Source organism: Streptomyces sp. WAC 04229, assembly GCF_003947455.1.
In the GTDB taxonomy this organism is placed as follows: domain Bacteria; phylum Actinomycetota; class Actinomycetes; order Streptomycetales; family Streptomycetaceae; genus Streptomyces.
Genome location: NZ_QHJH01000100.1, coordinates 1 through 24,108 on the forward strand (window position 1 = coordinate 1; position 24,108 = coordinate 24,108).

The 24,108-nt window shown below is 73.2% G+C and carries 22 protein-coding genes and 2 pseudogenes; 16 read left to right on the forward strand and 8 right to left on the reverse strand.

The window, feature by feature from the left end; translation table 11 throughout:
• Positions 1–233: pseudogene (locus DMH12_RS23860) on the reverse strand (NERD domain-containing protein); the annotation flags it as partial.
• A gap of 71 nt (positions 234–304) precedes the next feature.
• Between DMH12_RS23860 and DMH12_RS23865 the strand changes: the two are divergent.
• From DMH12_RS23865 to DMH12_RS23910, 10 genes are all read left to right on the forward strand, one after another.
• Complete coding sequence (locus DMH12_RS23865; protein WP_399188507.1) at positions 305–439, forward strand: hypothetical protein; 135 nt, start codon at positions 305–307, stop codon at positions 437–439.
• Between the two features lie 108 nt (positions 440–547).
• Positions 548–1,324, forward strand: coding sequence for a hypothetical protein (locus DMH12_RS23870; protein WP_125493524.1), 777 nt, complete (start codon positions 548–550; stop codon positions 1,322–1,324).
• Positions 1,321–2,565 carry an ATP-binding protein gene (locus DMH12_RS23875; protein WP_125493525.1) on the forward strand — a complete coding sequence of 415 codons (1,245 nt, stop codon included), beginning with the start codon at positions 1,321–1,323 and terminating at the stop codon, positions 2,563–2,565. Before DMH12_RS23870 ends, DMH12_RS23875 begins: the two co-directional genes overlap by 4 nt.
• A 144-nt stretch (positions 2,566–2,709) precedes the next feature.
• The gene (locus DMH12_RS23880) at positions 2,710–3,144 is read left to right on the forward strand and encodes an SH3 domain-containing protein (RefSeq protein WP_125493538.1); all 435 of its coding nucleotides are present in this window, start codon (positions 2,710–2,712) and stop codon (positions 3,142–3,144) included.
• A gap of 43 nt (positions 3,145–3,187) precedes the next feature.
• Complete coding sequence (locus DMH12_RS23885) at positions 3,188–4,549, forward strand: FtsW/RodA/SpoVE family cell cycle protein (protein WP_185832496.1); 1,362 nt, start codon at positions 3,188–3,190, stop codon at positions 4,547–4,549.
• Positions 4,546–6,003, forward strand: a complete 1,458-nt coding sequence (locus DMH12_RS23890) for a penicillin-binding transpeptidase domain-containing protein (RefSeq protein ID WP_125493526.1) — start codon at positions 4,546–4,548, stop codon at positions 6,001–6,003. The genes DMH12_RS23885 and DMH12_RS23890 overlap by 4 nt, the downstream gene beginning before the upstream one ends.
• 177 nt (positions 6,004–6,180) lie before the next feature.
• On the forward strand, positions 6,181–7,119 hold the full coding sequence (locus tag DMH12_RS23895) for a diiron oxygenase (protein ID WP_125493527.1): 939 nt from the start codon (positions 6,181–6,183) through the stop codon (positions 7,117–7,119).
• A 62-nt stretch (positions 7,120–7,181) separates the two neighbouring features.
• Entirely contained in the window at positions 7,182–7,835 is a 654-nt protein-coding gene (locus DMH12_RS23900) for a TetR/AcrR family transcriptional regulator (RefSeq protein ID WP_125493528.1), read from the forward strand.
• Positions 7,836–7,866: 31 nt separating this feature from the next.
• On the forward strand, positions 7,867–8,196 hold the full coding sequence (locus DMH12_RS23905; RefSeq protein ID WP_125493529.1) for a hypothetical protein: 330 nt from the start codon (positions 7,867–7,869) through the stop codon (positions 8,194–8,196).
• Positions 8,197–8,299: 103 nt separating this feature from the next.
• Positions 8,300–9,463, forward strand: a complete 1,164-nt coding sequence (locus DMH12_RS23910; RefSeq protein ID WP_125493530.1) for a C40 family peptidase — start codon at positions 8,300–8,302, stop codon at positions 9,461–9,463.
• Here DMH12_RS23910 and DMH12_RS23915 read toward each other — a convergent pair.
• From DMH12_RS23915 to DMH12_RS23935, 5 genes are read right to left on the reverse strand one after another with little or no spacing between them, the layout of a single operon-like run.
• Positions 9,424–10,689, reverse strand: coding sequence for a styrene monooxygenase/indole monooxygenase family protein (locus tag DMH12_RS23915; protein ID WP_125493531.1), 1,266 nt, complete (start codon positions 10,687–10,689; stop codon positions 9,424–9,426). The genes DMH12_RS23910 and DMH12_RS23915 overlap by 40 nt on opposite strands.
• A 33-nt stretch (positions 10,690–10,722) precedes the next feature.
• Positions 10,723–11,364 (reverse strand): ATP/GTP-binding protein, encoded by a 642-nt coding sequence (locus DMH12_RS23920; protein WP_122616199.1) that lies wholly within the window; start codon positions 11,362–11,364, stop codon positions 10,723–10,725.
• Complete coding sequence (locus tag DMH12_RS23925; RefSeq protein ID WP_122616198.1) at positions 11,345–11,785, reverse strand: DUF742 domain-containing protein; 441 nt, start codon at positions 11,783–11,785, stop codon at positions 11,345–11,347. Before DMH12_RS23925 ends, DMH12_RS23920 begins: the two co-directional genes overlap by 20 nt.
• Entirely contained in the window at positions 11,782–12,285 is a 504-nt protein-coding gene (locus DMH12_RS23930; RefSeq protein WP_163015789.1) for a roadblock/LC7 domain-containing protein, read from the reverse strand. The genes DMH12_RS23925 and DMH12_RS23930 overlap by 4 nt, the downstream gene beginning before the upstream one ends.
• Entirely contained in the window at positions 12,282–15,137 is a 2,856-nt protein-coding gene (locus tag DMH12_RS23935) for a nitrate- and nitrite sensing domain-containing protein (protein ID WP_125493532.1), read from the reverse strand. The genes DMH12_RS23930 and DMH12_RS23935 overlap by 4 nt, the downstream gene beginning before the upstream one ends.
• Positions 15,138–15,587: 450 nt before the next feature.
• On the opposite strand from DMH12_RS23935, the gene DMH12_RS23940 reads away from it, so the two are divergent.
• A complete protein-coding gene (locus DMH12_RS23940) occupies positions 15,588–16,379 on the forward strand; it encodes a protein phosphatase 2C domain-containing protein (RefSeq protein WP_125493533.1) in 792 nt (263 codons plus the stop codon).
• A gap of 16 nt (positions 16,380–16,395) precedes the next feature.
• Here the strand turns inward: DMH12_RS23940 and DMH12_RS23945 are convergent, their stop codons facing one another.
• Entirely contained in the window at positions 16,396–16,890 is a 495-nt protein-coding gene (locus DMH12_RS23945) for a MarR family winged helix-turn-helix transcriptional regulator (RefSeq protein ID WP_125493534.1), read from the reverse strand.
• 244 nt (positions 16,891–17,134) lie between these two features.
• Between DMH12_RS23945 and DMH12_RS23950 the strand changes: the two genes are divergently transcribed.
• Complete coding sequence (locus DMH12_RS23950) at positions 17,135–17,962, forward strand: lysozyme (protein WP_125493535.1); 828 nt, start codon at positions 17,135–17,137, stop codon at positions 17,960–17,962.
• Positions 17,963–18,164: 202 nt separating this feature from the next.
• Here DMH12_RS23950 and lon read toward each other — a convergent pair whose 3' ends face one another.
• The gene (gene lon, locus DMH12_RS23960) at positions 18,165–20,588 is read right to left on the reverse strand and encodes an endopeptidase La (RefSeq protein WP_125493536.1); all 2,424 of its coding nucleotides are present in this window, start codon (positions 20,586–20,588) and stop codon (positions 18,165–18,167) included.
• A 164-nt stretch (positions 20,589–20,752) separates the two neighbouring features.
• Here lon and DMH12_RS23965 point away from each other — a divergent pair, with 164 nt between their 5' ends.
• The 4 genes and pseudogenes from DMH12_RS23965 to kgd all read left to right on the forward strand — a co-directional run.
• Positions 20,753–21,451, forward strand: a complete 699-nt coding sequence (locus tag DMH12_RS23965; RefSeq protein WP_125493537.1) for a spermidine synthase — start codon at positions 20,753–20,755, stop codon at positions 21,449–21,451.
• 113 nt (positions 21,452–21,564) lie between these two features.
• On the forward strand, positions 21,565–22,305 hold the full coding sequence (locus tag DMH12_RS23970; protein WP_064729795.1) for a response regulator transcription factor: 741 nt from the start codon (positions 21,565–21,567) through the stop codon (positions 22,303–22,305).
• Positions 22,302–23,426 (forward strand): cell wall metabolism sensor histidine kinase WalK, encoded by a 1,125-nt coding sequence (locus DMH12_RS23975; RefSeq protein WP_064729794.1) that lies wholly within the window; start codon positions 22,302–22,304, stop codon positions 23,424–23,426. Before DMH12_RS23970 ends, DMH12_RS23975 begins: the two co-directional genes overlap by 4 nt.
• A gap of 281 nt (positions 23,427–23,707) precedes the next feature.
• A pseudogene (gene kgd / locus DMH12_RS23980) lies at positions 23,708–24,108 on the forward strand (multifunctional oxoglutarate decarboxylase/oxoglutarate dehydrogenase thiamine pyrophosphate-binding subunit/dihydrolipoyllysine-residue succinyltransferase subunit); the annotation flags it as partial.

Sequence of the window (24,108 nt, forward strand, 5' to 3'; positions counted from 1 at the left end):
TGGTCGAGCCGGCCCAGTTCTCCCCGTTTCGGGACCGGGGGCGGGCCGACGGCGACCGGGCCGGTGAGGAAGGGGCCCAGCGCCTGGAGGACCTCGTCCCGCCGGTCGTCGCTCAGCAGGTTGACCCGGGCCGCCTCACGGTCGTACCAGGCGACGTTCCCGCCGTTCGGGAGGCAGACGTAGAGGCGGTCCCGACCGTGCCGCCGGGCCGGTACGACGCGCAGTCCGTCCATGCACACCACCCCCGCACCATGGGACCAGGCGGGGTGCTGCGGGGGCAAGAACCCGGCTGCCTCGGGGAGGCGTGGGCGGCGCCGGCGAGGCGGTCCGGCTGATCCGGGCCCGGCGTTCGCCGTGGGCGCCGCACAGCGAGCTGTTCGTGGCGTATCCGCGGGCCGGGCCGGCGACCGTGCGACGGCTGGAGGGCCTGGCCGAGTAGCCCGGCACGCCCGGACGCACGCAAAATGGCCTTCCGTACCGAGAGGCGTACGGTGCCGCCCACAGCCGTGCGGGACCTCGGCGCCGCTCACCGAACCCCAGGAGTGCAGTGCTCCCGATCCGCCGTGGGCGTCCCGCCCGCGTTCCCGCCGTCGTCGCGCTGCTCCTGGCGACGGCGGCGGCCGGTGCGCTGGCGGCCTGCGGCGACTCGGGCGGGCTGCAGAGCGCGGGCGCGACCCCGGCGGCGCGGAGCCCGGCCCGGCTCTGGCCCGACCTCACCCCCGCGTCGAGTCCCGCGTACGACATCGGCGAGGTGGACAACGAGGTCGTCAAGGGCGTGCGGGTCCCCGCCGGCGGCATCCGCCGGGTGAACCCGGTGGCCGTCGTGCGGGAGGAGATCACCGCGCACCCGGACGACTACGCGGGCGCCAAGGCGCGCTACCACGAGACGTCCGCCCGGATGGCGGACTGCGGCGCGCACGGCACCGCCGGTGACCGTGCGGGGTGCCCGGTGCTCCGGCCGTACTACCGCGACCTGACGGGTGACGGGCGCCCCGAGATGACGCTGGGTTTCCGGCTGCTGCCCGCCAAGCTGACCGCCGTGCGCGTCTACACCGTCGAGCAGGGGCGGCTCGTGCGGATCATGTCCTACGACGACGCGGTGAGCCAGGTCGAGCTGGCCGGCCGGACGGTGATCGTCCGCTCCCCCTCGGAGGTCGCGGGCTACGAGTACCGCCTCCAGTGGACCTGGGACGCCGACCAGCGGGCCATGCTGCTCACCAGCGACGAGATGCTGCGCACCGACGACGGCGGCCTGCACACCGGGCGCCCGTCGCCGCGGGCCTCCGGGTCGCCGTCCGCGTCGCCCACGGCGAGCGCCCGGTGAGGCTCGCGCTCCCCCGGTGGGCCGGTCCGCTCGCGGTGAGGGCGGCCGTCTTCATCACCGTGATGTGCTGCGCGCTCGCCGCGCTGCTCGGCGTCCTGGTGCACGTCTCGGTCACCAACCAGACCGTCGGCCAGGCCCGTGACGTCGCCCTGACCCGGCTGGGCGAGGCGACGGAGGCGTACGAGGCCGGGGACCCGCTGCGCCGGGGCGCCGGGATCGATCCGCCGGAGCTGCCGGCCCGGCTGCGCGAGCTGGCCGTGTCGGGCCGGCGCGGCACGATGGTCGCCGAGTCCGACGGGCGCCCCACGATGTGGGCGGCGGGCCCGGCGGGCGATGGCCGGGCGCTTGCGGTGCGGGTCGACCACTCGCAGGGCAAGCGCACCATCGACGGCCTGGACAGCGCGATCGTGTGGTCCTCGGCGCTGGCGATCGGGGCGACGCTGCTGGTCGGCGCGTTCGCGGTGACCCGGGTGACGCGCCGGCTGCACGCGACGGCACGGGTGGCGCGGCGGATCAGCGCGGGCGACCTCGACGCGCGGGTCGGCGATCCCCGGGCGCAGGATCCGACGCGGCCGCAGGACGAGGTGGCGTCGGTCGCGGGCGCGCTGGACTCGATGGCCGCCTCGCTCCAGGGCAAGCTGCTGGCCGAGCAGCGGTTCACCGCGGACGTGGCGCACGAGCTGCGCACCCCGCTCACCGGCCTGCACGCGGCGGCGGAGCTGCTGCCGCCGGGGCGCCCCACCGAGCTGGTGCGGGACCGGGTGGCGGCGCTGCGCACGCTCACCGAGGACCTGCTGGAGATCTCCCGGCTGGACAGCGGGCGGGAGCGTCTCGAGGTGGAGCCGGAGCCGCTGGGCGAGCTGGCGGAGCGGGTGGTGCGCGGCTCGGGCACCGACACGCGGGTGGACGTCGTCCGGGACGCGCGGGTGGAGACCGACCGGAGGCGGCTGGAACGGGTGCTCGGCAACCTGGTCGCGAACGCGCACCGGCACGGCCGGGCGCCGGTGGTGCTGACCGTGGACGGGCCGGTGATCACCGTTCGGGACCACGGGGACGGCTATCCGGACTACCTCCTGGCGCACGGCCCGCAGCGGTTCCGCACCGAGAGCGGCAGCAAGGGGCACGGGCTCGGGCTGACGATCGCGCTGGGACAGGCCGAGGTGCTGGGCGCGCGGCTGGAGTTCACGAACCCGCCGGACGGCGGGGCGCTGGCCGCGCTGACGCTGCCTCAGCAGCCCTGACGGGGCGGCGGGGCGCACGGCACACGGGTGCGTGCGCCGCGCTCCGATGGCTCAGCGTGACGGGCGGCCGGCACCGGGCGCTCCTAATGTGGCGGACAGTCAGCTGAAGAACCGTTCGCTCCGGGAGGTACTCCCATGACTGTCTTGTCCACGTTGTCCGCACCGTCCTCGCGCCGGCCACTGGTCCGCGGCCTGGCCACCACCCTGGCGGCCGGCGCGCTCGCCGCCGCCGTCGCCGTCACGCCCGCCGCCGCGAACGACGAGTGGGGCGGCGGGGACTCCTCCTCCAGCGCCACCGGCCGGAGCGACGGCGACTGGGGCGGCGGCGACGGCCGCCGGGAGCAGGGCCGGTACCGGGGCGTGGTCACCACCGACCGGCTCCCCCTGCTCACCTCGCCGTCCCGCGGCAGCGAGGTCATCCGGTACGCCCGCCGCGGCGAGACCGTCCGCATCCACTGCAAGGCCCCCGGCAACCGGGTGCGCGGCAATCCCCTCTGGTACCTCCTGACGGACGGCACGTGGGCCTGGGGAGCGGCCCGCTACATCGACAACATCGGCCCGGCGCCGCGCTGGTGCTGACGCCAACGCCCCCCACACCACACCATTTGGGTAAGTTCCGGACATGACCAAGGCCGGACCCGGAACCGGAATCACCGTGGCACCAGCGGACACGCCCGCTCCCGTCGCCCGGCTCCCCCGGCGCCGGGGCGTCGAACTCGCACTCATCCTCGTGGCCGTGCTGCTGTCGGTGTTCGGCTACTGCAACGTCGGACTCGCCCAGCACGGCACCCTCCCGCCCGGAGCCGCCGGTTACGGCGCCGGGCTCGGTGTGCTCGCGCTCCTCGCCCATCTGGCGGTTCGGCTGCGCGCCCCCTGGGCGGACCCGCTGCTGCTGCCGATCGGCGTGCTGCTCAACGGGCTCGGCCTGGTGCTGATCTACCGGCTCGACCTGGAGACGCCGGGCGACCGGGCGGCCCCCACCCAGCTGGTGTGGTCGACGCTGGGCGTCGCGCTGTTCATCGTGGTCGTCCTGCTGCTGCGCGACCACCGGGTCCTGGCGCGCTACGCCTACGTGTGCGTCGCCGCCGCGCTCGCCCTGCTCACCGTGCCGATCTTCTTCCCGGCGGTGAACGGCGCCCGCATCTGGATCCGGATCGAGGGCTTCTCCATCCAGCCCGGCGAGTTCGCCAAGGTGCTGCTCGCGGTGTTCTTCGCCGCCTACCTGGCCGCGAACCGCAGCGCGCTGGCGTACGCGGGGCGCCGCGTGTGGCGGCTGCAACTGCCCACCGGACGCGTCCTCGGCCCGATCCTCGCCGTGTGGCTGGTCAGCGTCGGGGTCCTGGTCCTGGAGCGCGACCTCGGCACCTCGCTGCTGTTCTTCGGCCTGTTCGTGGTCCTTCTCTACGTCGCCACCGGGCGCACCGGCTGGATCGCCGTCGGCCTGCTGCTGGCCTCGCTGGGCGCGGTCGCGGTGGGCTGGCTGGAGCCGCACGTGCACACCCGGGTGGAGGACTGGCTGCACCCCTTCGCGTCCATCGAGGCGGGCGGCGGGCCCAACCAGCTGGCGCAGTCCCTCTTCGCCTTCGCGGCGGGCGGCGTGACCGGCACGGGCCTGGGCCTCGGGGACTCCGTGCTGATCGGCTTCGCCGTCAAGTCCGACTTCATCCTCGCGACCGCCGGGGAGGAGCTGGGCTTCCTCGGACTGACCGCGGTCTTCCTGCTGTACGGGCTGCTGGTGGAGCGCGGCTACCGGGCGGGCCTCGCCGCGCGCGACCCCTTCGGCCGGCTGCTGGCGGTCGGCCTCTCCTCGATCGTGGCGCTCCAGGTGTTCGTCATCGCGGGCGGCGTGACCGGGCTGATCCCGCTGACCGGCATGGCGATGCCGTTCCTGGCCCAGGGCGGGTCCTCGGTCGTCACCAACTGGGCGATCGTGGCGCTGCTGATCCGGCTCAGCCACGCGGCCCGGCGCGGGACGCCCTCATGACCCGGCACATCCGGCACGCGGCCCTCTTCTGCGCCCTGCTGCTGGTGGCGCTGGTGGTGAACGCGGCCCGGGTGCAGATCGTCCAGGCCCCCCAGTACGAGGGGAACCCGGCCAACCGCCGCTCCGACATCGCCCGCTACCAGCAGCCGCGCGGCGACATCCTGGTCGGCGGCGAGGCCGTGACGGGCTCCCGGGACACCGGGGAGCACCTGCGCTACGAACGGACCTACGCGAACGGGCCGATGTACGCGCCGGTCACCGGCTTCGCCTCGCAGGCGTACGGGACGAGTCTGCTGGAGCACGCGGAGGACGGCCTGCTGTCCGGCGCCGACCCGATGCTCGCGCCGCTCCCGCTGTGGAACGACGTCACCGGCGCCCACAACCCGGGGGGCGACGTCGTGACGACGATCGACGGGGCCGCGCAGCGGGCGGCGTTCGAGGGGCTCGGCCGGCGCACGGGCGCGGTGGCCGCGGTCGAACCGGCCACGGGGCGGGTCCTGGCGCTGGTGTCCACCCCGTCCTACGACCCCCAGCTGCTGTCCGGCAACAGCGCGGCCGCCAACCGGACCTGGGACCGGCTGAACGGCGACCCGGACAAGCCGATGCTCAACCGGGCGGTGCGCCGGACCTATCCGCCGGGTTCGACCTTCAAGGTGGTCACCGCGGCGGCGGCCCTGGACGCGGGCGTGGTCCGGGACCTGGACGCGCCGACCCGCTCCCCCGACCCGTACCCCCTCCCCGGCACCCGCACCCGGCTGACGAACGAGGCCGACGGCTGCCGGAACGCCTCGCTGCGGGAGGCGTTCGAGTCGTCCTGCAACACGGTGTTCGCCAAGCTCGGCGTGGACGTGGGGGTGGCGGACATGACCGCCACGGCGGAGGCGTTCGGCTTCAACGACGACGCGGTGCGGATCCCGTTCGCCGTCTCGCGCTCCACCTTCGACACCTCGGTGGACCGGGCGCAGCTCGGGCTGGCCTCGATCGGGCAGTACAACACCCGGGCCACCCCGCTCCAGATGGCGATGGTGGCGGCGGCCGTGGCGGGCGGCGGCCAGGTGCGCTCGCCGTACCTGGTGGAGCGGACCCTGCGGGCGGGCGGCAGCCTGGTGGCGACGGCCGGGTCCCGGCCCTCGCGCGAGGTGATGCGGCCGTCGACGGCGGCCCGGCTCAAGGAGCTGATGACCGGGGTGGTGGAGAGCGGGACCGGGGCGAACGCCGCGATCCCCGGGGCCACCGTCGGGGGCAAGACCGGCACGGCGCAGCACGGCGTCGGCAACTCGGGGACGCCGTACGCCTGGTTCGTCTCCTGGGCCCAGCGCGACCGGGACATGGAGCCGAAGGTGGCGGTCGCCGTGGTGGTCGAGGGCACGGCGGCGGACCGTGAGCGCGTCAGCGGGGGCGGCCTGGCGGCGCCGATCGCGCGGTCGGTGATGGAGGCGGTCCTCGGGGGGTGAGGGAAACGCTCAGGGAGCGCTCCCCCGGGCGACTCCGGATCCGGCCTTGACGACTCCGCCATCTTTACTCGCGGTCAACAAGTCGTGCGCGGGGGATTGACGAGCTTGCTGACACGCAGTCTCATAAGACGCGTCAGTTCAGAGTGACCGCGGGTAACACGACTAGGTGGGACAGCCATGACGACCCTGACGGAAGCCGACGCGCTCGACGGTCTGCGCGACGCGCTCGGCCTGCTCAAGGACCGCGAGCAGGTGGCCGAACGGCTGCTGGACTCGTCCGCCAAGCACTCCTTCGACCCGGACAAGGAGCTGGACTGGGAGGCTCCGTTCGAGGACGGCAAGTGGTTCTGGCCGCCGGAGCTGGTGTCGCTGTACGACACCCCGATGTGGAAGCGGATGAGCGAGGAGCAGCGCATCGTGCTCTCCCAGCACGAGGCCGCCGCGCTCGCCTCCCTCGGCATCTGGTTCGAGCTGATCCTCATGCAGCTGCTGGTGCGGCACATCTACGACAAGGCGGTGACGAGCGCGCACGTGCGCTACGCGCTGACCGAGATCGAGGACGAGTGCCGGCACTCCAAGATGTTCGCCCGGCTGATAACCCGCGGCGAGACGCCCTGGTACCCGGTGAGCCCGGTCCACCAGCACCTCGGCCGCCTGTTCAAGACGATTTCCACCACGCCCGGCTCCTTCACCGCCACGCTGCTCGGCGAGGAGGTCCTGGACTGGATGCAGCGGCTGACCTTCCCCGACGAGCGGATCCAGCCGCTGGTCCGGGGCGTCACGCGCATCCACGTCGTGGAGGAGGCCCGGCACGTGCGCTACGCCCGTGAGGAGCTGCGCCGCCAGATGGTGACGGCCCCGAAGTGGTCGCAGGAGTTCACCAGGATCACCTCCGGCGAGTTCGCCCGCGTCTTCTCCGTGGCCTTCGTCAACCCGGAGGTCTACACGAACGTGGGCCTGGACAAGCGCGAGGCCCTGGCGCAGGTCAAGGCCAGCGGCCACCGCCGGGAGATCATGCAGACCGGCGCGAAGCGCCTCACCGACTTCCTGGACGACATCGGGGTGCTGCGGGGGGTCGGACGGCGGCTGTGGAAGTCGTCGGGACTGCTGGCCTAGCGAGGCCGGTACGGGCCGCTCACCTGCCCGGTGGCGGGGAGGTGCGGGTTACGCTGCGGTTCATGACCCCGCAGGCTCCCACCCCCGCCTACCGCCGGCTCAGCGTCGAGGAGCGCCGCGTCCAGCTGCTCGACGCGGCGCTCGCCCTGTTCGCGCACCGGCCCCCGGAGGAGGTCTCCCTCGACGACGTGGCCGAGCAGGCCGGGGTCTCGCGGCCGCTGGTGTACCGGTACTTCCCGGGCGGCAAGCAGCAGCTGTACGAGGCCGCGCTGCGGTCGGCAGCCGACGAGCTGCGGCTCTGCTTCGACGAGCCCCGCGAGGGCCCGCTGCTGGCCCGGCTGACCCGGGCCCTGGACCGCTACCTCACCTTCGTCGACCAGCACGACACCGGCTTCAGCGCGCTGCTGCGCGGCGGCAGCGTGGCGGAGACCTCGCGGACCTCCTCCATCGTGGACGGGGTGCGCCGGGCCGCGGCCGAGCACATCATGAGCCACCTGGCCGTGGCCGAGCCCGGCCCCCGGCTGCGGATGACCGTCCGGATGTGGATCACGGCGGTGGAGGCGGCCTCGCTGATCTGGCTGGACGAGGAGAAGCAGCCGCCCCTCCACGATCTGCGGGACTGGCTCGTGGAGCAGTTCCTCGCGGTGCTGACCGTCACCGCCCGCCGCGACCCGCAGACCTCGGCGCTGGTCGAGACGCTGGCGGCGGACATCTGACACCGCCGCGCGGATCACTGACACTGGTGCCGTGAAGAGCGAAGACACCCCCTTCGAGGGCGGCCCGATGGACGGGCGGGTGCTGCCCGTCCTGGTCGGCATGACCGGGCACCCGCCGAAGACGTACCGCATCCCCGTACCGGACCCGGACGGCGGGCCGCCCACGGTGCTCGTCTACCGGCGCGTGCCCCGCGACGGGCGCGGCGGACTCCGGTTCGCCCGCTGGAAGTACGCCTACGACCCCGAGGGCCGGCTCGGCTCCGGCCGGAAGTGGCCCTGGTCCAAGCCGGACCCGAAGGCCGCGGGGGGCACCGATCCAGACGCCACGCCGGGCGGCAAGCCGGACGACGCCGACGGGTGACCCCGTTGCGCCGAACCGCCCACACTCGGCGCGCGGAACCCACGGGCACGTCACAGGCTCGCGGTGCGGAGCGGACCCGCCGCCCCGCAGCGGAGGTGATGACGTGTCAGGAAGGCTTCTGCGCCTGGTGTGTACGGCGGCGATGGCGGCCGGGATCGCCCTGGCGCCCGGACCCGCCGCGGCCGGCCCCGAACCGGGCGGGACCGACGCGGGCCGCCCCCTGTCCGAACTGCTGACGGACCTTCAGGAGCTGTACCGGGAGGCGGAGAAGGCCACCGAGATCTACAACGGCACCGAGGTGCGGCTGACCCGGCAGCGGGCCGAGGTACGGCGGCTGGACGCCGAACTCGCCCGGACCCGGCACTCGCTGAGCGACAGCCGGGGCGCGGCCGGGCGGCTGGCCCGGCAGCAGTACCAGAACAGCAGCGACCTCTCCCCCTATCTGCGGCTGCTGCTGGCCCGCGATCCGCAGCACGCCCTCGACCAGGGCCATGTGATCGGGCAGCTGGCCCGGGAACGCGCCGAGACGGTGGGCCGCCTGACCGGCGACACGAAGAAGGCCGACGACCTGGCCCGCCGGGCGCGCGAGGCCCTGGACGCGCAACGATCCCTCGCCTCACGCCAGGTCGGCGAGCGGGACGCCGTACGCGAACGGCTGCACGCCGTCGAGGAACTGCTCGCCTCGCTCAGCCCCGCGGAGCTGGCCGCGCTGGCGGAGTTCGAGCGGAGCGGGATCGCCGACGCGCAGGAGCGGTTCATGGCGTCCGGCGCGCTCGGCGACGACGCCAAGCCGTCGGGGGCGGGCGACCGGGCGGTGCGCTTCGCGGTGGAGCAGCTCGGCAAGCCGTACGAGTGGGGCGCGGAGGGCCCGGCGTCGTACGACTGCTCGGGGCTCACCTCGGTGGCCTGGGACCGGGCCGGGACGGCGATCCCCCGGACCAGCCAGGAGCAGTGGGCCCGGCTGGACCGGGTGCCGCTCGGCGAACTGCGGCCGGGTGACCTCGTCGTGTACTTCCCCGAGGCCACCCACGTCGCGATGTACCTCGGCGACGGCATGGTCGTCCAGGCCCCCCGCCCCGGCGCCGAGGTCAAGGTCTCCCCGATCGCCGCCAACCCGGTCCTGGGCGCGGTACGCCCCGACCCCGCCGCCGAACCCGTGCGGCACTACACACCTCCGGCCCTCCCCGAGGGGGCGGCGGACGGGTCGGACGCGGGATACGCGGCCCCCTACGCGCCGGCGGGGGATCCCGAGATCTCGGCGAGGTAGGCCTCGGTCTTCGCCGGCTCGTAGAAGAAGTTCTCGAAGTCGGACGGGTCGTTGAAGCCGTTGGCGAAGCGGTCGGCGGCGGGCTGGAGCTGACCGGCGGCGCCGATGAGGTTCAGGATGTGCTCCGGCGGCGGCGCGAGCATGGCGTTCGTCCACTTGGTGACGTGCTGGGCGGTCTGCCAGTAGCGGTCGAAGGTCTGCCGCATCCATGCCTCGTCGAACTCCCCGTCACCCTGTTCCAGGATCGAGGCGAGGTAGGCGGCCGCGCACTTGGAGGCGGAGTTGGAGCCCTGGCCGGTGATCGGGTCGTTGGCGACGACCACGTCGGCAACGCCGAGGACCAGGCCGCCGCCGGGGAGCCGGCCGATGGGGTTGCGGACGGTGGGGGCGTAGCGGCCGGCCAGCGTGCCGCCGGCGTCGGTCAGCTCGACCTTGGTGGCCCGCGCGTACTCCCAGGGCACGAACTTCTCCATGAGCTCCAGGGTCAGGGAGAGGTGCTCGGCCGGGTCCTTGACGTCCTTGAAGGCGTCCAGCGGGCCGCCGGGTATGCCCTCCCAGAACAGGATGTCCGCGCGGCCGGAGGTGGTGAACGTCGGCATGATGAACAGCTCGCCGACCCCGGGGACCAGGTTGCAGCGGACGGCCTCGGTCTCCGGGTGCTCCGGGCGCGGGCCCAGCCCGTGCACGTAGGCCACCGCGAGGGCGCGCTGCGGCTCGCCGTACGGGGAGCGGGAGGCGTCGCGGCCGAACATCTGGACCAGCTCGCCCTTGCCCGCGGAGACGAGCACCAGGTCGTAGGCGCGGGAGAAGTAGTCCAGGTCGCCGACGGCCGCGCCGTGGATGACCAGCTGGCCGCCGCGCTGGGCGAAGGTCTCCATCCAGCCTGCCATCTTCACCCGCTGGTCGACGGATTGCGCGAAGCCGTCGAGCCGGCCCAGCCAGTCGATCGCGCGCTGGGTCGGGCCCGGGTCGTGCGAGCCGGGAGCGGCGACCGAGACGCCGAGTCCCTCGATCTTCGGGGCCTGGGACTCCCAGAAGTTCAGCTGGAGGTCGCGCTCGTGCTGGAGTGCCGTGTGGAACATGCACTGCGTCGACATGACCCGGCCGGTGCGGATCTCGTCCGCGGTCCGGTTGGACATCAGGGTGACCTCGTAGCCGTGCGACTGGAGGCCGAGGGCGAGCTGGAGACCGGACTGGCCGGCTCCGACGACGAGTATCTTCCGCATGCGGGGGACGCTCCTAAGGGGACTGCTCGTGGATTACTCGGGGGTTTCGTCGAGCGCGTGGCCCACGAGGGACAAGAGGGTCTCGATGGCCGAGATCCGACGGCGCGCATCCATGATCATTACAGGTATGTGCGCGGGGATCGTCAGCGCCTCCCGCACGTCCTCCGCCCCGAACAGCTCGCTGCCGTCGAAGTGGTTCACGGCGACGACGTACGGCAGTCCGCAGCTCTCGAAGTAGTCCAGCGCCGGGAAGCAGTCCTTCAGGCGCCGGGTGTCGGCCAGCACGACGGCGCCGATCGCGCCGCGCACCAGGTCGTCCCACATGAACCAGAACCGCTGCTGGCCCGGCGTGCCGAACAGGTAGAGCACCAGGTCGTCGTCGAGCGTGATGCGGCCGAAGTCCATGGCCACGGTGGTGGTGAGCTTGCCCGGGGTGGCGGTGAGGTCGTCGGTCTCCTCGCTCGCCTCGGTCATCAGCGCCTCGGTCTGCAGGGGCGTGATCTCCGAGACGGCGGTGACCAGCGTGGTCTTGCCGACGCCGAAACCGCCCGCCACCACGATCTTCGTGGCTATGGGCGCGCGGGTCGGGTCCGTCTGCCAGGGCTGTGCGGGCTCGTCGGGGTCGACGAGCGGGGAGACGCCGGAGGCGGCGGCGTCAGAGACGACGGAGTCCACTGAGCACCCTTTCGAGCAGAGCGCGGTCCGGGCGGCCCGTGCCGTGGCCGGTCCCGGTGCCGTACACACGGATCTTTCCCTGGTCCGCCAGGTCGCTGAGGAGCACGCGGACCACGCCGAGCGGCATCTTCAGCAGCGCGGCGATCTCGGCCACCGTACGCATACGGCGGCACAGTTCGACGATGGCCCGCATCTCCGGCATCACGCGGGAGGTCAGGCCGCCGTTCGTCAGTTCCTTGCGCTCCTCGGCGGCTTCGAGCGCGGCGGTGCCGGCCGTGGCGCCGACGAACGTCTCGACCAGCAGGACGTGGCCGAAGCGGGTCCGTCCGCCGGTGAGCGAGTAGGGGCGTACGCGGGCGGGTTTGCGGTCTGCTCCGCGTACGGGGAGGTTCCCCCGGCTGTTCCCGGGACTGCTGCTCATCGGGCGCTCCCCGTCGACTCGGACTCCAGGGACTTCCGCAGCTCGCTGCGGAGTTCGGGCGTCAGGACATGGCCGGCGCGGCCGACGAAGAGCGCCATGTGGTACGCGACGACGCTCATGTCGCAGTCCGCGGAGCCGTGCACGCCGAGCAGCGAGCCGTCGCTGATCGACATCACGAACAGGCTGCCCTCGTCCATCGCGACCATCGTGTGCTTCACCGTGCCGAAGTCCATCAGCCGGGCGGCGCCGATGGTCAGGCTGCCCACGCCGGAGACGACGGTGGCGAGGTCGGCCGCCGAGCCGCGCGGACCGGTGCGGGGGGCTTCGCGGACCTGCCGGGCCTCCTCGTTCCGACCGGGGTCGGAGGAGAGGAGCAGGAGGCCGTCGGAGGAGACCACCGCGACCGATTGGATGCCGGGCACCTCCTCCACGAGGTTGGTCAGCAGCCAGTGGAGATTGCGGGCCTCACTGCTCAGACCGAAGGTACTGGGCGCGGTCAACTGCTTGCCTCCTCGACGGTGCCCCCCGTGGCTTCTTCGGTTGTGTCCGCCGCGGCGATCTCCGCCTCGACGTCGCGTCGTCCGGCTTCCGCCCCCTGGCGGAAACCTCCCAGACGGCGGCGGAGCGCCTCGGCGTCGACCGAGCCCGAGGTGCGCGGCCGCGGTGCCGCCGCGGGTGTGCTGAGCTTCGGGGTCCGCTTGGGCAGGCCCTTGTCGGTGACGGGTTCGGCCTCGTCCGGCGCGCGGTCGTGGGCGTCGGGGCCTACGGCGTACGGGTCGCGAGCGGGCTCCGGTCCGGGAGCGGGCTCCGGGTCCGCGGCGGGCTCCAGGTCCGGCGGTCCGGCCTGGGCCGGGAGCAGGAGCGCCATGGTGGTGTCGTCGGGGAGGTCCCGGCCCGGGGCGGCGGTCTCGTCCCGGGTGCCGGGCGCGGCGGTGTCCGTCGCGGCGCTCTCGGCGTCCGGCGCGGCCTCCGGCTCCGCCTCCGGTGCGTCCGCGGCGGCCGGTGCCGCCGGTGCCGCCGGTGCCGCCGGTGCGGCGGGAGCGGCCGTCTCCGCGCGCCGTACCGCCTCCTCCGCCGAAGCCACCAGCGGGTCCGCGCTCCGGTGCGCGGCCTTCGTGGCGCGCCCGTGCAGGACGTTGGAGTTGGCCTCCGCGTCGGCGCCGGGCAGGGAGAAGGATCCCGTCCCGTCGGACACCGGCACGGTCGGGGCCAGGGCCGCCGGCGGGGCCGGCGCGAGCAGCGGAGCGGGCAGGACGAGGACGGCCGCGACCCCGCCCTGCTTCTGCTCCCGCAGCCGCACGCGCGCCCCGTGCCGGTGGGCGAGCCGGGCGACCACGTAGAGGCCGAGCCCGAGCCCGTCCTCGCCCTCCTGGTCGTACGGCGCCTGCGGGTCGAAGTCGGTGAGGCGGGCGTTGAGCCGCTGGAGCCGGTCGGTGGCCATGCCGATGCCCTCGTCCTGGACGGAGAGCATCACCTCGCCGTTCTCCAGCAGCCAGCCGGAGACCTCGACGGGCAGGTCGGGCGGCGAGAACGAGGTGGCGTTCTCCATCAGTTCGGCGAGCAGGTGCGAGAGGTCGTCGGCGGCGAACCCGGCGACGTGCGCGTGCGGCGGCAGCGCGGCGATACGGACCCGCTCGTACCGCTCGATCTCGCTCACCGCGGCCCGGACCACGTCGACCAGCGGCACCGGTGAGGCGCTGTGCTGGACGTGTTCCGTGCCGGCCAGGACGAGGAGGTTCTCGCTGTGCCGGCGCATCACGGTGGCGAAGTGGTCGAGCTTGAACAGGGTGGACAGGCGGTCCGGATCCTGCTCGCGCTCCTCCAGGCTCTCGATGACGGCGAGTTGCCGCTCGACCAGGCCGAGGGTGCGCAGCGCGAGGTTGACGAAAGTGGAGCCGATGCTCTTGCGCACCACGTCGAGGCGGGCGGCCGACTCGGCGAGTTCGGCGCGCAGTTCCTCGCGGGCGTCGGCCATCTTCTGGCGCTGGCCGACGAGGTGCTTGCGGTCGGACTCCAGCGTGTTGACCCGCTCGGCGAGCGTCGCGGCGTGCGCGTGCAGGGCGTTGACGGAGCGGACGACCTGGGCGAACTCGTCGTTGCGGCCGGTGAAGGCGACCGGCTCCTCGGCCGTCATGTCCTCCGCGCCGGCCAGCCGTGCCGAACCCCGGCGGAGCACCGACAGCGGGCGGGTGAGGGTGCGGGCCATGGCGGTGGCGATGCCGAGGGCGAGCAGGATCAGGGCGCCGAGGACGGCGACCCGGATCTCCAGCGCGGTGACGTCGTCGTCGCGCAGCTGCTCCAGCGCCGTGGTGCGCTTCTCGTAGAGGGCGGACTCGGCGCCGCGCATCGCGTCGACGCGAGCGGAGAGCGCGGCGTCGAGCCGCTTGGTGCTGGTGCCGAGGTCGTCGTCGGAGAGCGTCGGTTCGTCGGTGAGCCCGGCGAGGTACTTCTCGGCGGAGTTGACCTCCGGCCCGGCGACGGTGGCGTCGAAGCTGCTCCGCGCCTCCTTGGGGGCGCCCTCGCGGAAGTCGGCGAGCGCCGCGTCGGAGCGCACCCGGGCCTGCTGGGCGGCGGCGGCGAGCGCGTCGCGCTGCTTGGCGTCCGCGTCCGAGGAGCTGGTCGTCTCGGTGGGAAGGCCGGTGATCGGGTCGATGACGGTCCGGGTGCTGCTGGGCACGGAGAGCGCCGCGAGCAGCAGGCCACGGGTGGCGGCGGCCTGCTGGACGGCGGTGTCCAGTTCGGCCAGCGCGTAGGCACCGGCGCCCGCGCGGGGCGGCATCTCCTCGGCCAGCTCCTCGGCCAGGGCGTGGAGTTCGGTGATGGCCTCGGAGTACGCCTGGTGGGATTCGAGGGCGGTGCTCTTGCCGGTGAGGGCGGCCCGGCGCAGGGCGGCGATGGCGTCCAGGTCCTCGCGCAGGGCGGAGGGCGTGTCGGTGTCGGCGCGCAACTCCTCGACCTGCCGGTCCACGCGGGCGCTGCGCTGCTCGGAGGGCGCCTTGTCCTCGGGCCGGCCGGCCGCGATGTAGGGGGTGACCTCGTCGCGCTCGTCGGCGAGGGAGTGGGCGAGGCTGAGCGCGCCCTGGGTGCGTTCGGCGAGCGTCACCAGTTCCTGGGAGTCGTGCAGTTGCCCGGAGGCGGTGACGACCGAGGGGGCGCCGGCCGCGGCGACGGCCGCGGCCACGACCGCCACGGCGACGATCAGGCGGTTGCGCACATGGGTGGGACGACCCTTGCCGGCGGGGGTCTCCGGCGGCGGAGGGGTGGAGGTGCCGGGGGTGCGCTCCGCGCTCCCCGCGGGGGCCGTCTGCTTGTCTGTGCGACGAGGCCGCGTCTTCTGCACCGGTGCTCGCATTCCTCACTCGTGTACCCGTGGGCCCGGGTGGCGCTCCGTCAACTGGCCGGTCGGCGCAGGCATCCTCCGCCGAGCTCCGGGCCGTGCCCCGGCCGCCGGCAGCGCGTCGGGCGGGGAGACCGCGTGAGCGGGGCGGGCCCCCCACAGTTTCCCGACCCTCCCAGTGCCGGTGGGTGGTGAGCACGCATCATCCGACCCGCCACCCGAAGGAGTGAACCCCGGACGGGAGTTGGTGGGCAAGTTCCCCCGGCGTGTGCGACTCGGGTGTGCGGCGCGCCGGTTGGACGTCTGCGACGGGCGGTGGCACTATGTGCCGCCACGTGTCGTCCGGGCATGTGATTCCACCCCAAATCAGGCGCCTGACCTGCACCGGCGCGTGGGTTCCGGGGGACTCTGTGGAGGGTGCCAGCCTTTTGCGAACGCTGTGAAGGGGTCGTGCAGACTGGCCGGATGCGCACCGAACTCGTCTCGGAACCCGGACTGGCCGACCACCCCAACGAGGACTTCGCGAGCGTCGGACTACCCGCCTCGGGACAGGGCGGCTCACTCGTCGTGCTGGACGGGGTGACGCCCCCGCGGACCGGGACGGGGTGTCTGCATTCCGTCCCCTGGTTCACGGCCCGCCTCGGCGGCGCGCTGACCGAACTGACCGTTTCACTGCCGGATGTCCCCCTCGTCGACGCGCTGTCCCGCGCCATCGCGCGTACCTCCGCGGCACACGCGGAAACCTGTGACCTTTCTCACCCGCGCACCCCGCAGGCAACCGTGGTCCTGGCCCGCTGGTCCCCCGCCGAGGTCGAGTACCTGGTCCTCTCCGACTCCGCCCTGCTGGTGGAGGCGCCCGACGGCGCGGTCTCGGCCGTCCTGGACGACCGGCTGGCCCGGATCCCCCGCTCCGCCCTCGCCACGGACGCGATGGTGGACGCCAACCTGCGCAACAAGGAGGGCGGCTTCTACACGGCCGCGGCCGATCCGGCGGTGGCGGCGCGCGCGGTGACGGGGGTGCTGCCGCGGGGCGGGGTGCGGACCCTGGCGGCGCTGACGGACGGGGCCGGGCGGTGGGTGGAGAAGTTCCGGGAGGGCGACTGGACGGACTGCCTCACCCTGCTGCGCAAGCGGGGCGCTCAGGCCCTGGTGGACCGCGTACGGGAGCTGGAGCGGACGGACGCGGCGGGCACCCGCGCGCACCTCGGCCGCAGCAAGACCCACGACGACGCGACGGTGGTGTACGCGGAGCTGTGAGGCACGGGGGTCGGGGCTACTTCTCCATCCCGCGGTTCAGTTCGTGCAGCAGGCGGGCAAGTTCCGAGACCTCGCGCGGGTCCCAGTCGGCGAGCCGGCCGGCGTAGCGGGCGCGGCGGGCCTCACGCACCCGGCCGACGCGGCCCTGGCCCTCCCGGGTCAGGGTGACGAGCCAGGCGCGGCCGTCGGCGGGGTCGGGTTCGCGGGCGACGAGGCCGAGTTCCTCCAGGGCGCGCAGCTGCCGGGACATGGTGGCCTTGCCGACGCCGATGTAGGCGGCGAGGTCGGTGGCCCGCTGCCCGCCGCACTCCCCGAGGCGCACGAGAAGGCCGTACGCGGACGACTCCAGGTCGGGGTGGACCTCCCGGGCCATCTCGCCCTGGTTGGCCCGGGCGCGCCGCAGCAGCACCGTCAACTCCCGCTCCAGCGCCAGGAACTCCGGCTGGTTCACACCACTGCCGGCGAGCTCGGATTCGACTCCGCGACCGTCGCCGTTCCCGCTTTCGTGCACGTCAGCCCCTGCCTCGGTTCTTTCCGGTTCTTTCCCGGTCCTGAAAGTTTCCGCCACGGCCCGTCATCACCGCAGCTCGGCAAGTATTTCGCAGGCTTAGACCAACGGCAGCTTCCGGTCCCCCTTCCCACCTCCCGTTCTACGTGCGTAGCGTCTTCACCGGACCCACGAATGGCATGCCCACGCCATGCACGGGTTCTCCTCCCCGCGCACGCATCCCCCACCGAGCCATCGGAGGCACGTCATGCTCGTGCACAGATCCGGATCGGCCCGCGGCCGGCGTCTCGCCGTCACCGGGATCCTGCTCGCCGCCCTCTCCCTGGTGTCCGCCCTCCCCGCGCAGGCGGCGTCGGCCGCCGACACCCCGCCGCGCGGCTCCGCCCACATGGGCATGGGCGTCCTCGAACACGACGGGAGCCACGGCACCCCGGTCCCGGGCGACGCCGCCCAGACGGAGGGCGTGGACGTCTCCAGCCACCAGGGCAACGTCGCCTGGTCGACCCTGTGGAACAGCGGGGTCAAGTGGGCCTACGTCAAGGCCACCGAGGGGACGTACTACACCAACCCGTACTTCGCCCAGCAGTACAACGGCTCGTACAACGTCGGAATGATCCGCGGCGCCTACCACTTCGCCACCCCGGACAGCGCGAGCGGCGCCGCCCAGGCCAACTACTTCGTCGACCACGGCGGCGGCTGGTCCAGGGACGGCAGGACGCTGCCGGGGGCGCTCGACATCGAGTGGAACCCGTACGGCGCCGCCTGCTACGGCAAGACGCAGAGCCAGATGGTCTCCTGGATCCGCGACTTCCTGAACACGTACAAGGCCCGCACCGGCCGTGACGCCGTGATCTACACGGCCACCAGCTGGTGGACCCAGTGCACCGGCAACTACGGCGGCTTCGCCGCGAACAACCCGCTGTGGATCGCCCGGTACGCCGCGTCGGTGGGCACGCTGCCGGCCGGCTGGGGCTACTACACGATGTGGCAGTACACGTCGTCCGGTCCGACGGTCGGCGACCACAACAGGTTCAACGGCGCGCTCGACCGCGTGCGGGCGCTCGCCAACGGCTGACACGGCGCCGGCGCCGCCGGTCCCCCTGGTGCCGGCCCGGAAGCGCGGCACCCCGGCCCACCCGGCCGTCCCCGACATGGCCCGCCCGGTCCGCCTGGCCCGCGAGGTGGTTCCCGAGGCGTAGGCACGCCCCCCGGCACGCACGGCGGAGGCCCGGACCCCCTGAGGGGATCCGGGCCTCCGTCTCATCCGGCAGCGTCCGTCACGCCGCGACCGGAGTCGTACGCGCCGCCCCGTTCGTCGCGGGGGCGAGCGCCAGTTCCAGCACCTGGCGGACGTCGCTGACGGCGTGGACGTCGAGCTTGTCCAGCACCTCCGCCGGGACGTCGTCCAGGTCGGGCTCGTTGCGCTTGGGGATGATCACCGTGGTGACCCCCGCCCGGTGCGCCGCGAGCAGCTTCTGCTTGACCCCGCCGATCGGCAGCACGCGTCCGGTCAGCGAGACCTCGCCTGTCATCGCCACGTCGGTGCGGACCAGCCGGCCGGAGAGCAGCGAGGCGAGGGCCGTGGTCATGGTGACGCCGGCACTCGGGCCGTCCTTGGGGACAGCGCCCGCCGGGAAGTGGATGTGCGCTCCCCGGTCCTTCAGGTCGCCCACCGGCAGTTCCAGCTCGGCTCCGTGGCTGCGCAGGAAGCTCAGCGCGATCTGCGCCGACTCCTTCATCACGTCGCCCAGCTGTCCGGTCAGGGTCAGTCCCGCCGCGCCCGTCTCCGGGTCGGCCAGCGACGCCTCGACGTAGAGGACGTCGCCGCCCGCGCCGGTGACCGCGAGGCCGGTGGCCACGCCCGGCACCGAGGTGCGCCGCTCCGCCGGGTCCTGGGCGGACTCGGGCACGTGGTGCGGCCTGCCGATCAGGGAGCGCAGGTCGGCGTCGGTGACGGTGAAGGGCAGCTCCCGCTCGCCCAGTTCGTGCTGGGCCGCCACCTTGCGCAGCAGCCGGGCGATCGACCGTTCCAGGGTGCGCACTCCCGCCTCACGGGTGTACTCGCCCGCGAGCTTGCGCAGCGCGCCCTCGTCGACCGTGACCTCCCCGTCGTCGAGTCCGGCCCGCTCCAGCTGGCGCGGGAGCAGGTGGTCACGGGCGATGACGACCTTCTCGTCCTCGGTGTAGCCGTCCAGGCGGACCAGCTCCATGCGGTCGAGCAGCGCCTCCGGGATGGCCTCCAGGACGTTGGCGGTGGCGAGGAAGACCACGTCGGACAGGTCCAGCTCGACCTCCAGGTAGTGGTCCCGGAAGGTGTGGTTCTGGGCCGGGTCGAGGACTTCGAGCAGGGCCGCGGCGGGGTCGCCGCGGAAGTCGGAGCCGACCTTGTCGATCTCGTCGAGCAGGACGACCGGGTTCATGGACCCCGCCTCCTTGATCGCCCGCACGATCCGGCCGGGCAGCGCGCCGACGTAGGTACGCCGGTGGCCGCGGATCTCGGCCTCGTCGCGGACGCCGCCGAGGGCGACGCGGACGAACTTGCGGCCCATCGCGTGGGCGACGGACTCGCCCAGCGAGGTCTTGCCGACGCCGGGCGGCCCCACCAGGGCCAGCACGGCACCGCCACGCCGGCCGCCGACGACGCCGAGGCCCCGGTCGCCGCGCCGCTTGCGCACGGCGAGGTACTCGGTGATGCGCTCCTTCACGTCCTCCAGGCCCGCGTGCTCGGCGTCGAGCACGGCCTGGGCGCCCTGGATGTCGTAGGCGTCCTCGGTGCGCTCGCTCCACGGCATCTCCAGGACCGTGTCGAGCCAGGTGCGGATCCAGGAGCCCTCGGGCGACTGGTCGGAGGACCGCTCCAGCTTGTCGACCTCCTTGAGCGCGGCCTCGCGGACCTTCTCGGGCAGGTCGGCGGCCTCGACACGGGCGCGGTAGTCGTCGGACTCCTCACCGTCCTGCTCGCCGTTGATCTCGCGCAGCTCCTTGCGCACCGCGTCGAGCTGACGGCGCAGCAGGAACTCCCGCTGCTGCTTGTCGACGCCCTCTTGGACGTCCTTGGCGATGGTCTCGGCGACGTCCTGCTCGGCGAGGTGGTCGCGCAGCTGCTGGGTGGCGAGCTTCAGGCGGGCCACCGGGTCGGCGGTCTCCAGCAGCTCGACCTTCTGCTCGGTGGTGAGGAACGGCGAGTAACCGGAGTTGTCGGCCAGCGCGGACACGTCGTCGATGGCCTGGACGCGGTCGACGACCTGCCAGGCGCCGCGCTTGCGCAGCCAGGCGGTGGCGAGCGCCTTGTACTCCTTCACCAGCTCGGCGACCTGGCCGGGCAGCGGGTCGGGCACGGTCTCGTCGACGCGGGTGCCCTCGACCCAGAGCGCGGCGCCGGGCCCGGTGGTGCCGGCGCCGATCGCCACCCGGCCCCGGCCGCGGATCAGGGCGCCCGGGTCGCCGTCGGCCAGCCGGCCGACCTGCTCGACGGTGCCGAGGACGCCGGTGGCGGCGTGGGTGCCGTCGATGCGCGGGACGAGCAGGACCTTGGGCTTGCCGGGCTCGGACCGGGCGGCGGCCTGGGCGGCCTCCACCGCTGCCCGTACCTCGGCGTCGCTCAGGTCCAGGGGGACGACCATGCCGGGCAGGACCACTTCGTCGTCGAGCGGCAGCACGGGCAGGGTGAGCGGTGTGAAGGCGGCGGACTCAGCAGCCATGATCTCCCCTTCGGCAGTCAAGTTGAGTTACATCGACTCAATGAAAGGGAGTCGCCGATTGTTCCCCCAGGGGTGTTCGCTGTGAGCGATCACCGTCGCGGCGCTCGCGGCCCGTGCACGAGAAGCGCTCCCGGCCCGCGCGGCATTCCTGCCAGGATGGGCCGATGGCCATCACTTCCCCCGACTTCCGCGAGGCCCCCGAGGTGCTGGACCGCAGGGAGGGCCCGTACGGCGAGGTCGTCCTGCGCCGGCACGGGGCGCTGCTCCAGATCATCGCGAACGGCTGCTTCCTGATGGACACCTCCGACGGGCGCTCCGAGCGGCGGCTGGTCGACGCCGCGGCCGACGCGCTCGCCGGGTCCGGCGGGCGGACCGCGCCGCACCTGCTCATCGGCGGGCTCGGCGTCGGCTTCTCGCTCGCCCACGCGGCGGCCGACCCCCGCTGGGGCCGGATCGCGGTCGTCGAACGCGAGCCCGCCGTCATCGACTGGCACCGCGCCGGGCCGCTCTCCGCGCTGTCCGCGCGTGCACTGGCCGACCCGCGCACGAAGATCGTCGAGGCGGACCTGGTGGCCTACGTCAATGAGACTTCCGACACGTACGACGCGCTCTGCCTGGACATCGACAACGGCCCCGGCTGGACCGTCACCGAGGGCAACGACGGGCTGTACGGACCGTCCGGACTGGCGGGCTGCGCACGGCTGTTGAGGCCCGGCGGGGTACTTGCCGTATGGTCTGCGCAGCCCTCTCCGGATTTCGAAGAAACCTTGCGTAATGCCGGTTTCCAGCAGGTGCGTACCGAAGAGATCCCCGTTGCCCGGGGCGTTCCGGACGTCGTCCATCTCGGCGTCGGTCCTGGATAGCAATGCCGTGGGGACTCCCCGTACGCTGCTGCTCTGACACGGATCATTCAAGCGTCAATCGCAGTCATGGGATCACCCCACGGATTCCGGAAAGCACACCTCAGGGGCGGGCGATGGAGCAGACACAGACCTCCCACAACGGCTCGGCCGCGGCCACCCAGGGCGCACAGCGCCGGGTGCTGGTGGTCGAGGACGACCAGACGATCGTGGACGCCATCGCGACCCGCCTGCGCGCCGAGGGGTTCCTGGTGCAGACGGCGGGCGACGGTCCGTCCGCCGTAGACACGGCCGAGGCATGGCAGCCGGACCTGCTGATCCTCGACATCATGCTGCCGGGCTTCGACGGCCTGGAGGTCTGCCGCCGCGTGCAGGCCCAGCGTCCGGTGCCGGTGATGATGCTCACCGCGCGCGACGACGAGACGGACATGCTGGTCGGGCTCGGCGTGGGTGCCGACGACTACATGACCAAGCCGTTCTCCATGCGCGAGCTGGCCGCTCGCGTGCACGTGCTGCTGCGCCGGGTGGAGCGGGCCGTCGTGGCCGCCTCGACGCCGCGCAGCGGCATCCTGCGCCTCGGCGAGCTGGAGATCGACCACGCGCAGCGCCGGGTGCGCGTGCGCAGCGAGGACGTCCACCTCACCCCCACCGAGTTCGACCTGCTGGTCTGCCTGGCGAACACCCCGCGCGCGGTGCTCTCCCGCGAGCAGCTGCTGGCGGAGGTGTGGGACTGGGCGGACGCGTCCGGCACCCGGACCGTGGACAGCCACATCAAGGCGCTGCGCCGGAAGATCGGCGCCGAGCGCATCCGCACCGTGCACGGCGTGGGCTACGCGCTGGAGACGCCGACGCCATGAGCCGAGGGCGGGAGGCCGCACGGAGGAGCCCCGGTCCCCGCATCGCCGGGGAGCCCTGGGGCGGCGTACGCCCGTTCTCGGTGAAGACCAAGCTGGGCGCGCTGGTCGTCACGTCGGTGCTGATCACCACCGGCCTGTCGGTGATCGCGGTGCACACCAAGACGGAGCTGCGCTTCATCACGGTCTTCTCGATGATCGCCACGCTGCTGATCACCCAGTTCGTGGCGCACTCGCTGACCGCGCCGCTGGACGAGATGAACGCGGTGGCCCGGTCCATCTCGCACGGCGACTACACGCGCCGGGTGCGCGAGAACCGCCGCGACGAGCTGGGCGACCTGGCCGTCACCATCAACCGCATGGCCGACGACCTGGAGGCGCAGGACCTCCAGCGCAAGGAGCTGGTCGCGAACGTCTCGCACGAGCTGCGCACCCCCATCGCGGGCCTGCGCGCGGTGCTGGAGAACATCGTCGACGGAGTCACCGAGGCCGACCCGGAGACCATGCGGACCGCGCTCGGCCAGACCGAGCGGCTCGGCCGGCTGGTGGAGACGCTGCTGGACCTCTCCCGCCTGGACAACGGCGTGATACCGCTGCGCAAGCGGCGCTTCGAGGTCTGGCCGTACCTGTCCGGCGTGCTCAAGGAGGCCAACATGGTCGCCTCCGCCCGCGCGGGCATCGCCTCCGGCTCGGGCAGCCACACGCGTACCGACGTCCACCTGGCGCTCGACGTCTTCCCGCCGGAGCTGACCGCGCACGCCGACCCCGAGCGCATCCACCAGGTCGTCGCCAACCTCATCGACAACGCGGTCAAGCACTCCCCGCCGCACGGCCGCGTGACGGTCCGCGCGCGCCGCGGCGAGCTGCCCGAGTCGCTCGAGCTGGAGGTCCTCGACGAAGGCCCCGGCATTCCGCGTTCGGAGTGGCGCCGGGTGTTCGAGCGGTTCAACCGGGGTTCGGTGTCCCGGCCGCACGGCCCGGGCAGCGACGGCGGCACCGGTCTGGGGCTCGCGATCGCGCGCTGGGCGGTGGATCTGCACGGCGGCCGGATCGGCGTGGCCGAATCCGAGCGCGGCTGCCGGATTCTCATCACTCTTCCGGGCCTGCCGTCGACGCCGGGTTGACGTAGGGTTCGAAGCGGAACTTCAAGATCCACGGGTATCCGCCCTGGCGGACACGTGTGATCAGGGACAGGCCCGCGTTTTCCAGGCGCCGGGTCCCGCTCGGCCCTTCCCACGCGCAGCAGAACCTCGCTTGTTTCCCGCCATTTCCAGCGCCGAAACACCGTCTGCAATGTGACTTACGCGACGATGAACGGGCCCGGCCTGACCTTCGGGGTCGGCAAGGCGTAGCCTTGATTCCCGCTGTCCACCATCTTGTGAAGCGGAAGAGGGCGGTTCTCGCCGTGTCGCCACAGTCCCCCAGTAACTCGAGCATCTCGACCGACACCGACCAAGCGGGCAAGAACCCCGCTGCCGCGTTCGGTGCCAACGAGTGGCTCGTTGACGAGATCTATCAGCAGTACCTCCAGGACCCGAATTCCGTGGACCGAGCCTGGTGGGACTTCTTCGCCGACTACAAGCCCGGGGCGCCCGCGGCCCAGGCCGCCGCCCCCGCGGCCGCGGCCTTGATGCCCCCCGGCCGCCGCACCGCAAGGGGCGTCGCCGGATACGCCCTCCCCCGCCTGTTCGTCGGCTCCGAGGGCTCCCTCGGCATCGTCGTACGGGCCGTCCTCGCGCTGCGCCCCAAGCCGCCCGAGCAGCTGGTGCTGGCCGCCGAGTTCGCCTCCGCGTCCGCCGCCTGCGA

Bases quoted from the DNA above. Each gene is read 5' to 3' on its own strand.
- DMH12_RS23885 (WP_185832496.1), top strand. From the start codon at position 3,188: ATGACCAAGGCCGGACCCGGAACCGGAATCACCGTGGCACCAGCGGAC.
- DMH12_RS23890 (WP_125493526.1), top strand. From the start codon at position 4,546: ATGACCCGGCACATCCGGCACGCGGCCCTCTTCTGCGCCCTGCTGCTG.
- DMH12_RS23895 (WP_125493527.1), top strand. From the start codon at position 6,181: ATGACGACCCTGACGGAAGCCGACGCGCTCGACGGTCTGCGCGACGCG.
- DMH12_RS23900 (WP_125493528.1), top strand. From the start codon at position 7,182: ATGACCCCGCAGGCTCCCACCCCCGCCTACCGCCGGCTCAGCGTCGAG.
- DMH12_RS23915 (WP_125493531.1), bottom strand. From the start codon at position 10,689: ATGCGGAAGATACTCGTCGTCGGAGCCGGCCAGTCCGGTCTCCAGCTC.
- DMH12_RS23925 (WP_122616198.1), bottom strand. From the start codon at position 11,785: ATGAGCAGCAGTCCCGGGAACAGCCGGGGGAACCTCCCCGTACGCGGA.
- DMH12_RS23935 (WP_125493532.1), bottom strand. From the start codon at position 15,137: ATGCGAGCACCGGTGCAGAAGACGCGGCCTCGTCGCACAGACAAGCAG.
- DMH12_RS23940 (WP_125493533.1), top strand. From the start codon at position 15,588: ATGCGCACCGAACTCGTCTCGGAACCCGGACTGGCCGACCACCCCAAC.
- DMH12_RS23950 (WP_125493535.1), top strand. From the start codon at position 17,135: ATGCTCGTGCACAGATCCGGATCGGCCCGCGGCCGGCGTCTCGCCGTC.
- lon (WP_125493536.1), bottom strand. From the start codon at position 20,588: ATGGCTGCTGAGTCCGCCGCCTTCACACCGCTCACCCTGCCCGTGCTG.
- DMH12_RS23965 (WP_125493537.1), top strand. From the start codon at position 20,753: ATGGCCATCACTTCCCCCGACTTCCGCGAGGCCCCCGAGGTGCTGGAC.
- DMH12_RS23970 (WP_064729795.1), top strand. From the start codon at position 21,565: ATGGAGCAGACACAGACCTCCCACAACGGCTCGGCCGCGGCCACCCAG.
- DMH12_RS23975 (WP_064729794.1), top strand. From the start codon at position 22,302: ATGAGCCGAGGGCGGGAGGCCGCACGGAGGAGCCCCGGTCCCCGCATC.